This is a genomic window from Pseudomonas sp. PDM09 (assembly GCF_014852305.1).
In the GTDB taxonomy this organism is placed as follows: Bacteria; Pseudomonadota; Gammaproteobacteria; order Pseudomonadales; family Pseudomonadaceae; genus Aquipseudomonas.
On record NZ_JACVBI010000015.1, the window covers coordinates 74705 to 84595 of the forward strand.

The following is a 9891-nucleotide window of genomic DNA, read 5'->3' on the forward strand; positions in this document are numbered from 1 at the left end:
AGTTCTCTCAACGCGTACCGCAAGGGGGGCGAAATTCTACCGGATAGTGGGGACGACTGCTTTGGCATGTCGTCGGTGCTCAGCCCTTAGCTTGCGTAAAGTTCGTCTTCCAGTTCGTGGATAGCCTTGTTGTAGCCAGCCTTGCCTCCAAAGGCCTTGACCAGCTCGATGGGCGCACCGAACTGGCTGAAAGGGTCAAGCTGCAGGATTTTGATGTCCTCAATATGCTCGATGCCGGTATCGGCGTATTTATCCAGCAAGGCCTCCAGTACCTGACGGGCTGCGCCAGAATACTTGGCGAAATAGTTACGTTTTTTCACCTGCTCTGCTCGCTCGCGGCGTGATAAGGCAGGCTGATCGAAGGCGACGTGGCAGATCAGATCGAACGGATCGAGCGGCTTGCCCTGTTTCTTTTCCACTTCTTCGGCCAAGGCTTCCCACATCACGCCCTGGACGGCCATCTCCTCGATGATGACTTTCTTTTGCTCGGAATCACTCCAACGCCGAAGGAAGTCATCTAATGAGGCGAACTGCTTTTGCACGCAGGCGCGGGTGTAGTCGTGCAGCGATTCGGTGATCAGTCGGCCATCCGGGCCGTAATACTGCACACGCTCGGCGATGACATAAATCGGGACGTTGTCGATGATGTACTTGATGCGTTTTTTGCCCTCATCTTCGCCGGTAAAATCCAGGTCATCGCCTTCGCTATCGTTGCCTGCGCTGATGCCATCTTCATCGGCAAGCGGGTCATCCGGCGGTACGGGGGAGTCATCGCCTTCCGGGGCGTAGATCACCACCGGGTCGCCGTCGAAGGCGGGGTCGGCAAACAGCTCGGTGGCCTTTTTGAAGTCCATGATGGTGAACCAGTACTTGCCGTAGTCCTCGTTGATGCGAGTACCTCGACCGATGATTTGCTTGAACTCGGTCATCGATTTGATGTGCTGGTCGAGCACGATCAGTTTGCAGGTCTGAGCATCGACGCCGGTGGTCATCAGCTTGCTGGTGGTGGCAATCACCGGGTAGCGCTCTTCCGGGTTGATGAAGTTATCCAGTTCGGCCTTGCCTTCCTGGTCATCGCCGGTGATACGCATGACGTATTTGCGATTCTCGGCCACACGCTCGGGGTTGAGGTTGACTAGGGCCTGGCGCATGCGCTCGGCGTGGTTGATGTCGTCGCAGAAGACGATGGTTTTCTGAAACGGATCGGTGGCCTTGAGGAGTTCGGTGACCTTCTGTGCCACCAGTTGGGTGCGCGCCTCGATAACCAGGGTGCGGTCCATGTCCTTGAGGTTGTAGATGCGGTCTTCGATCAGCTCGCCATTCTTATCGAGCATGCCTTTGGGGGGCCGCCAGCCTTGCAGGTCTTTATCGAAGTCGATACGCACTACTTTATAGGGGGCGAGAAAGCCGTCTTCGATGCCTTGCTTCAAGGTGTAGCTGTAAATCGGCTCTCCGAAGTAGGTGATGCTGGAAACCTCTTTGGTTTCCTTCGGTGTGGCGGTGAGGCCGACATGGGTAGCGCTGGAAAAGTAGTCGAGGATTTCACGCCAGGCTGAATCCTCGGAGGCGCTGCCACGGTGGCATTCGTCGATCACGATCAGGTCGAAGAAGTCGCGGGAGAACTGCTTGTAGATGTTCATCTCTTCATCAGTGCCGGTGACGGCCTGATAGAGCGACAGGTAGATCTCGTAGGAGGTATCGATTTGGCGTTTGGCGATTTTGGTCATCGCCTGGCCGAAGGGCTTGAAGTCGTTGTTCTTGGTCTGGTCGACCAGGATGTTGCGGTCGGCTAGAAACAGGATGCGTTTCTTCTGTTTCGATTTCCACAGCCGCCAAATGATTTGGAAGGCGGTGTAGGTTTTGCCGGTGCCCGTGGCCATTACCAGTAGGATACGGTCTTGGCCGCGCGCTACGGCTTCGACGGTGCGGTTGATGGCATTCATCTGGTAATAGCGGGGCATGCGCCCGGAGCCGTCGTCGTAGTAGGGCGCTTCGATCTTGTGTTGGGCTGTTGTATCCAGCCCCTTCCACTGGCAGTAGCGGTGCCAAAGTTCGGTAGGGCTGGGGAATTGATCAAGGGTGAGTTCGGTTTCTACCTGGCTGCATGTGCCACTGCGGTCGTGAAACAAGAAGCCATCTCCATTGCTGGAGAACACGAACGGTACGTCCAGCGCCTCTGCATAGCCCAGGGCTTGTTGCATGCCGGACCCAACGGAGTGCTTGTTGTCTTTAGCCTCGATTACAGCGATAGGCAGGTTGGCCTGATGGTAGAGGATGAAGTCTGCACGGCGTGCTTCGCCACGGCTGTGCAGTTTGCCTCGGACGATAATGCGACCTTTGGTAAAGCTGACTTCCTCGCGCACCTGCTTGTGCATGTCCCATCCAGCTTGCTGAACGGCTGGGGCTATGTACTTGCTGCAGATGTCCCGCTCGGAAAGCGACTTTTTGTCCATAACCTCAATTCCCTTTTCAAGCCGGCCTGGTCGCTCCATTCCGGCACTGCTGATCGTGCGCGATGGGTGTAAATGTACCTTGTTTAATAGTGGCACGGGGGAAGATCGGATTTTGGTGATGGAGTTGTAGGCAAGATAAGCCGAGGCCATAGCAGGACTAGTGTTTCGCGTCGTCCCTGCAGTGCTTTTATCTTGGATCGTGCCCTAGGGCAGGGTGAAGGTGGCTAGGAAGCAACGCCGTTAGGCAATCGGCAAAGAAGCCTAAAAATTTGGGGCTCTGTACTTTCCTGCCGGACTCGACAGGTATCCAGAGGATGGTTGATTCTAAAAATTTTAGTGGTGGTTTTTGGCGGGGGACTCAACCTTTCGGCGTGAAGTCGAGAGTTGTATGCCGTAGACCCCAAGTCATAAGTGGCATTATGCTACCAATTATCAGAATTTCCACGGAAGGGTGCTTGATGTCGCAAGATCTCCTGCTTACACAGAATGCCCAATTTTACCGCCCTACGGCCCCTTTTACTAAGGCTACGCTCACGGTAATCCTCGAAGCTGCCAGCTCCAATATGACTATTGGCAGCGCGCTTATCGCGGACATTCTGGACCAGGATGATGCGCTTCCAGACGGCAGTAAGTTCTCCTATAGCCTCCGCGTCTTCAAGACCGACCGTGATGTACATTTTTGGCAGCAGCCACTCAAAGATACGATCTATGCGTTCATTTTGATCATTGCCATAGATGACTGTATCGCTATATTCAAAAAGTCTTGTGCCAGCATAACGGAAAGCATGGACAAACATGCGTTGCTAATTCGGAGTAGTGAGCTGACCTCTGCTTTTAGCGACGTCGATGCGCAGTATCAAAAGATGGCGACCCGTAACATGACTGTGTCCGATCGAGCAATGCGTGGCCGGGCCTTTGAAGCTTCAGATCTGAAAGGGCTTATGTCTGTACACGCTGCGGGTAGATCAATACCATACTTCTTTAAGCTTAAATTGAAGGGGCGTACTAAAACTATTTCCGCGCAAAGCGGTCGCGTGGTCGAGGCATCGGAACGGAAATCGGTACATCACGCCGTGGAATGGGCTAAGGCACAACTGCACGACATCCATAATCCTTCTACTGAAAAAGACTTTCTCAATAATTTCGCAAAATTTATCGAGCTTGATTTAGTCTGGAAATCGAGTGCGCCAAACGCAATTCTGCTGGAATATTCGTTTTTTGTTGAAAACGTAATAGATCAAGGTATCCCTGTTTTTTACACAACCAAACATGGTCGTGTTATTGAGATGACATCTAAGCAGATCAAGTCCTTGATTGCGGAAATGGAACAGGTTTACGAAATTGGTCCGGCGCCCGATTACGAACTCCTAGGTAGTTTTAGGGCGGCCACACTCAAAAAAAATCTTCATTCGATTGCCGTCAATAGCCGAGCACTCCGAAATATTCATTTTGAGCAGAACGGCAAACGGACCACACTCCAGGCGTACATCAAGAAGCAGAGTTTGGCAACCATCACATTCTCCGATCCAAGGTACATGTACTTTATGGGACAGTGCTTTGAGGACGGTGCGGGGATCAACGAAATCCCTTCAATGCTTCGGACTTTAAAAGTCCTACCTACGCTAGCCTCAGCGACCTCTGAGAAAGGTGAAATCACGAAGAAGATAACCAAGTTCGACTCCACCTCGGTATTCGATATCGTTGAGATAGCTCACGGTGCTGACGACTACGTTTTCTGCGATGATCTAGGCAACGAATGGGCGGATCATATCACGTTTAATCAAGCTGATTTTTCCGTGTCTTTCATACACTCCAAACATGGGAAGCCTAGCAAGTCGGCCAGTAATCTCCATGATGTCGTGGGTCAGGCCATTAAAAACATCGGTAATATGGACGTTGACCCGAAGCTATTTCTAAAAAAGCACAAGGAAAAGCTTCAAAAGAAATATAGCGGTGGTCTTTTGAATCGCACGAGAAAAAGTATTCCTGGCAAGTTTGAAGACTATCTATACAAAATCAGGCAGGACTATCGATTCAATCGAAGGTGTATCATCTGCTGTTCGTTCATATCGAAGAAAATTATTGAGAAGGAATTCAAGAAAATCCAGAAAGGAAAGAGTGTGGCAGGGAACATAACCCAGCTCTACTGGATCTTATCGTCGTTCGTGCATGCCGCTAAAGAAGCGGGTATACATCCCATCGTTTATTGCCAAGAATAATTTGATAAAAAGTCACCTAGATTCGAGCGATAGATCAGTGTTTTCTATCATTCCCTAATCGCTTCCAGATCAATAGAGCGGTGAGTTCATAGTAATACCGGGTAGCGTCGGAATGGTCTTTCAGGTGCTGAGTGAGAAACCAGCGCACATGCTTGAGCTGCCAGGTCCAGGGATTGTCTCGCTTCCATCGTCGTTGAATGGCCGCTTGCATGATTCGGGCTTGGCGTAAGTGTCGTTGCTGGGTGGCTTTCGAGCCAGTCAGTACGCCGCTCAGGAACAGTGCCATATCGAACAGCTTGGTCATGCTCGACCTCCAATATAGGCCGAAACCACATCGATCCGGTTATGCCCGAGTTCATGGCTGATCTGCTGGCGCGCCTGCTGATCAAGGTCGCGATCAATGCGATAGCCGTGGCCACCATTGACCGGTGCCGCGTGGCCAGTGAGCTGCTCATAATGTTCGCAGGCGTAGGCCGCTCGCAGTTCATGGAAACCCTTCAGCCCGTGTTCATGCAGCGTTTCGCGGGCAGGGAGCACGGTCTGTTGCAGGAACGCGGCGTAACTTTCGTCTCGGACCAGCAAGTTGCGGCTATGGGGCGGCGACGCATGACGGGCCAACTGCAGGGCCGTTTTCACCGCTTCATTGGCCACAATCCATCGCGGCGCTGATGCCCCCGAGCGGCCGCCTTTGGTGCCGTCCTGGATGTTGATACGACCCAAGTGTTCGGCTTCGCGTTGCAGTCGTGGCAGGTCAGCCAGGATCGCTTCGCGCAGACGCATACCGGTTGCTCGGGCCAACAGGACAATCGCGGCCACCCGCTCGCGGTGCTGTTCGCCAAGCGCCTCAATCACTCGCCGGATCTGTTGATGGTCTTGGCCATCCGGTGCGCGGGTGCGTACGCTCGAGCGCTGCTGTCCCAACGCCTGACTCGGGCTGGCGATTCTCACGTCTTGATCACCGCGCAGCGCGGCGAGGGTGCGGTTGACGCTGCTCAGGCGGTTCTGCGCGGTCGCGATGCAGAGTTCGCCTTGCTGGATCTGCTGGCGAAGGTAAGCGGCGTAGTCTTGCAGCGTCCGTCGATCGATCTGACGCGCATCGTTGAAACCGGGGCCGTTCTCTGACCGACACCAACGCACGAACGCTTGCCAGCGATTGCTATGCGCTTTGACCGTGGCGAAGTGGCCGCCGGCAAACAGATCCTTTAGCGCTTGTGGGCCGGCGTAGCTCAGCTGGCGGCCATAGCCAAAGTTGCGACCCTCACGCCGACCGACCAAGGACATCATCATCACCATTTTCGTTGTCTTGCAGAAAGAGCAGCAGGGCTTTCCAATGGGGACTGAGCCTGTCCACCTGCTGCCAGTGTGTCGGGCGGATCAGGAGGGTGTTTTCGTGGTGTTGCAGTAGTGCACCTTCCTCACGCAGTTGCTCGATCAGCAGGGCGAGGTTGGCAGGGTCAATTGGTGGCGTGGCGACAGCGGCGACAGTGGCGACAACCCGCGTCGTTTCTGGCCTGGCACGTGGCGACAGGGTGGCGACACGTCGCGATTCTGGCGGCGGTTGATGTTGCGCCTGGTAGCTGCGCACCGCGTCATTGAGGCGAAACATGGCGGACCTCGAAAGTTTTGCCGTCGCGGCTGCTCAGCCAGCGATGAGTGATCAGTACGACTAATAAAGAGGCGGTATGGTCGGCGCTCTTGCGGGCAAAGCGAGGGCCGTTGCGATTGACGTCGCGAATGCTGAAGTGGGTCCAGCCTTTCTGTACCAGCCAGCGCAGCAGCCGATCCGCTTCTTCGCATCGGCTATTGACCGGCTCCTGTTCGGTCAAACGCTGGATCTCCGCCAGGTAGTAATCCATCAGGGTGGAGGCGCGCTGGATGTGTGTTTCGTCCAACGCACTGGCCTCTTCGACCATGGCCAGCACGCCCGCGATGCGCAGCACATTCGCCGCCGCCTTGCCCGCAACAGGCTGGATGCCGGCCAGCTCGCCAAACTCGCCAGACTGACACTCGATGGTGTCGTGAATATCAATCCAGGCTCGGCGGGCACGGGCAGTCAGCTCCAGGGTGGCGGGATTGAGTGAGCCATCCTGGTGAAGCGACCAGGGTTTTTGCAGCAGGGCGGTAATCCGCTGTTGGTAGCACTGGACTTTGGCATCCCGGCTCAGGTCGATCGCCTTGTAGAGTCGCTGGCCGGCCAGGCGCTCGGGCCAACTGATCAGGCAACGGCCCAGGATGCCTTGGCCATTGATCACCGGGTCTTTGAACAGCTGGTTGGCCAGGTAGGGCTGCAGCATCAGATGCAGGCTGAGGCGGCGATCATAGGCGCGCAGGCTTTCTCCGGCCATGGAACGCGCCCGGTCGATCGGGCTGCCATCCCACAGTGTCGACAAGGTGGTGATCGCCTTGAGCAGGTTCTCTTTGCTCATGGTGCTACTGCCCAAGAACTGGCCGCCTTCATCATTGAACAAGCCCATGCTGGGCAAGCCATGGCACAGACTTTTGATCAGGGCCTCGATGGTGGGCTCGGCAATGATCAGTCTCGGTGGTACCGGCTCGGACAGCTCACCGCCTTTCGCCTCAGCACGGACTGTTGAGGTTTTGGGTTTGGCCATGATGCTGGTAGCGGCGCGATAGGCTTTGAGCTTTTCCGCATACAGGGTCCACTGTTGCCGCTCCCAGTCGCGCGCTGCCCTTAATGCCAGGTGATCCACCGCGCTTTTGCGATCCCCCGAGGACGCCACCGTCAGTAGGTAGAGGGACAAGGGATAGGTTCGACCATCGAGTTGGACATTGGCATGGCCCTGGCTCACCAGGGCAGCGCTAGCCAGCACCGATTGCGCGGCCATGGCGCAGGGCACGCCGATCACCTCGGCCAGTCGTTCGACCGCAGGGCCCAACAGTTCCCCGAGTGCTTCGACGGGGTAGGGCAGTGGCGCCTGCTGGTATTCCAGCAAGGGTTGTGGTGGCTCGAACGCTTCACACAGGTGCATCGCCATTCTCCTGAGATGATCGACTTCCTCCCCACTCATCCCGCCACGGTTGCTGAGTGTTATCAGGGATCAAGGTCCCTGCGACCTGTGAGGTTTGTCCACTGACGCGGGACTGACGGCTCTTTACGACCGGGAGCTTGGGCATCTCATGATCTGGCCTCCTGAACACCGATAGCGGTGGGCGGGTGGAGGCTGCACTGGCTGACGAGACCAGCGCCGCGAGATCCTGAGTCGGGTGAAGGCAGCGAGGTGATGACCGGGGCATGCCTGACTGTCAGTCAGGTGCAGTCCATTTCATGGGCTGCGGCACCATCATCGGCATCGCTGTGGCGAGTGAGCATTCGGCGTTTGTCACGCCGATTGTCACGAGGGGGAAAGCCGCAAAGCCCCATGCGAGCAGGGCTGCAGCAGTGTGAGATGCGCCCGTCTCTTTAGGGGGCAAAGAGACGGGCAAAAGGTTGGCGCAAGAAATGGCCAAGCGGATAAGTTGCTGCAAAGCAGCCAGGAGGGGGCATGAGTTGCCGCATTGGGCATTCTGGAAGAGTGGGCATCCATCACATCGCTGTGACCGTGCGAGCCGCCGGACGCTAATCGCACTTGGGGAAAACCACCACGATGTGGCGTAGCCTCAAAGGTTCTGGCTACCTGGGTGCTGTCGAGGACAGCGCTGGTACAGTTCTGGTTTAGCGCTCGTTCTGCTCGAGGTCAACCGTATTTTGAGGGCGGCTGTTGCGCCAATCGATAGCACTGGAAGACCTTGGAGGCCGGTGGCTTTCCATGGCCGGGTGGTCGTTTGTCGGTTTTTAATGTGAGCCTGCGTAATTGCATGGACTTGACCACCAATTTACATCGTCACTGACCAGTCAATTGCATTCGTGCTGATCAACCGTTTGCATTCGACGTGACCAGCAAAGCCGTAGTGACGACCGGCGGAGAACGGCCGATTGTGTTGAAAAAGTCGGCTTCCGTTTTCGGGTCAGAAAAGAACGCGTCTGAGATTGAAATCCGCACTACTCGTAGAAGGATCAGGACTCGGATTTTGCATAGCAGCGTACAAAAATGACGTTTTCACCGCTCAATGCATTGCCCATTTGGCCGGGTCGACTGTTTTCAACAGAATCGGCCAATAGCGGTCAGTCTACTGATCAGGTGGAGACGGCTAACTGGGGGTCAGAACCTCAAGAATCCCCGCACGTTGGCGAACCACAATCCGCAGGTATACAGTCGCGGATGTGGGCAATTATTTAGTAAATGGGGTGCTGCCGTCGGCGCAGGCGGATGGATGTGGCGAAGGAAAATTGTTCAAAGCAAGGTAATGCGGATAAAGGAACATGTATGGCATCATAAAGCCATCAATCATGCACCGAGACTGAAGATGGAACTGATAAGTCAAGAAAAGATAATGCAAGTCCTCGACTGGGCCTACGAGAGATCTGTGAATGGATTCTCCGGTCTTGATTCCGCCGAGGAGCTCGCAGCCAGCTACTCCAAGGAAGAAAGCCCTGCCTACGATCAAGCTAATTCCCTGATTCGCTGGCAGAACACCAAATCGGCCACCTCAGGCTTCATTACCGGCCTCGGTGGATTGATCACACTGCCCGTCGCGTTGCCCGCCAACATCACGAGTGTGCTTTTCGTACAAATTCGCATGATCGCCGCCATCGCCCACTTGGGTGGCTACGACGTCAAGGATGACAAGGTAAAGACCCTGGTTTTCGCCTGCCTCACAGCCAACTCCGCCAAGGAAGTGCTGAAAGACATCGGCATTGCCGTCGGCAACAAGCTGGCGATGAACGCAGTGAAGTCGATTTCCGGTAAGACGCTGATAGAGATAAACAAAAAGGTAGGCTTCAAGTTGTTCACCAAATTTGGTGAAAAAGGCGTGATCAATCTCGGTAAAGCCGTGCCCCTGCTGGGTGGCTTGATTGGTGGAAGTTTCGATGCCTACACGACCAACACCATTGGTAACGTAGCGCGCGATACATTTACACCAAAAGAAGTCGCGACGGCATAACGACCCGCCTTAGTGATAGCCGGATTTCCCTGTGGCCAGGGCGTCAGCTCCCCTGCCACAGGTTAAGTTTGCTGGGGGTAATTGGGGTAAATAAATCTGAGAATCATCTAGCCGGCCTCCCCACCTCACGGAGGTGGCGCAAAATTCAAGGTGCGAACTTAGACTTTTGCTGTGAGGAGGCCGTGATGAAATTCTGTGGCATAGACCTGCATTCA

The 9891-nt window shown here is 55.0% G+C and carries 7 protein-coding genes; 2 read left to right on the forward strand and 5 right to left on the reverse strand.

Annotation, left to right across the window (positions count from 1 at the left end):
• Window positions 1-86: 86 nt before the first annotated feature.
• Entirely contained in the window at window positions 87-2453 is a 2367-nt protein-coding gene (gene hsdR / locus IB250_RS28050) for an EcoAI/FtnUII family type I restriction enzme subunit R (RefSeq protein ID WP_192346918.1), read from the reverse strand.
• Window positions 2454-2911: 458 nt separating this feature from the next.
• Here hsdR and IB250_RS28055 point away from each other — a divergent pair, with 458 nt between their 5' ends.
• Window positions 2912-4672: a hypothetical protein gene (locus IB250_RS28055; protein ID WP_192346920.1), complete on the forward strand. Its 1761-nt coding sequence runs from the start codon at window positions 2912-2914 to the stop codon at window positions 4670-4672.
• Window positions 4673-4706: 34 nt separating this feature from the next.
• On the opposite strand, the gene IB250_RS28060 is transcribed toward IB250_RS28055, so the two are convergent.
• Genes IB250_RS28060 through IB250_RS28075 form a run of 4 tightly spaced genes read right to left on the reverse strand, consistent with a single transcriptional unit; the run spans window position 4707 to window position 7662 of the window.
• Entirely contained in the window at window positions 4707-4976 is a 270-nt protein-coding gene (locus IB250_RS28060) for a hypothetical protein (protein WP_192346922.1), read from the reverse strand.
• Window positions 4973-5953 (reverse strand): integrase domain-containing protein, encoded by a 981-nt coding sequence (locus IB250_RS28065; RefSeq protein WP_192346934.1) that lies wholly within the window; start codon window positions 5951-5953, stop codon window positions 4973-4975. The genes IB250_RS28060 and IB250_RS28065 overlap by 4 nt, the downstream gene beginning before the upstream one ends.
• Window positions 5931-6278 carry a hypothetical protein gene (locus tag IB250_RS28070; protein ID WP_192346924.1) on the reverse strand — a complete coding sequence of 116 codons (348 nt, stop codon included), beginning with the start codon at window positions 6276-6278 and terminating at the stop codon, window positions 5931-5933. The genes IB250_RS28065 and IB250_RS28070 overlap by 23 nt, the downstream gene beginning before the upstream one ends.
• Window positions 6262-7662 carry a YfjI family protein gene (locus IB250_RS28075; protein ID WP_192346926.1) on the reverse strand — a complete coding sequence of 467 codons (1401 nt, stop codon included), beginning with the start codon at window positions 7660-7662 and terminating at the stop codon, window positions 6262-6264. Before IB250_RS28075 ends, IB250_RS28070 begins: the two co-directional genes overlap by 17 nt.
• A 1375-nt stretch (window positions 7663-9037) precedes the next feature.
• On the opposite strand from IB250_RS28075, the gene IB250_RS28080 reads away from it, so the two are divergent.
• On the forward strand, window positions 9038-9676 hold the full coding sequence (locus IB250_RS28080) for an EcsC family protein (protein WP_192346928.1): 639 nt from the start codon (window positions 9038-9040) through the stop codon (window positions 9674-9676).
• Window positions 9677-9891 lie beyond the last annotated feature (215 nt).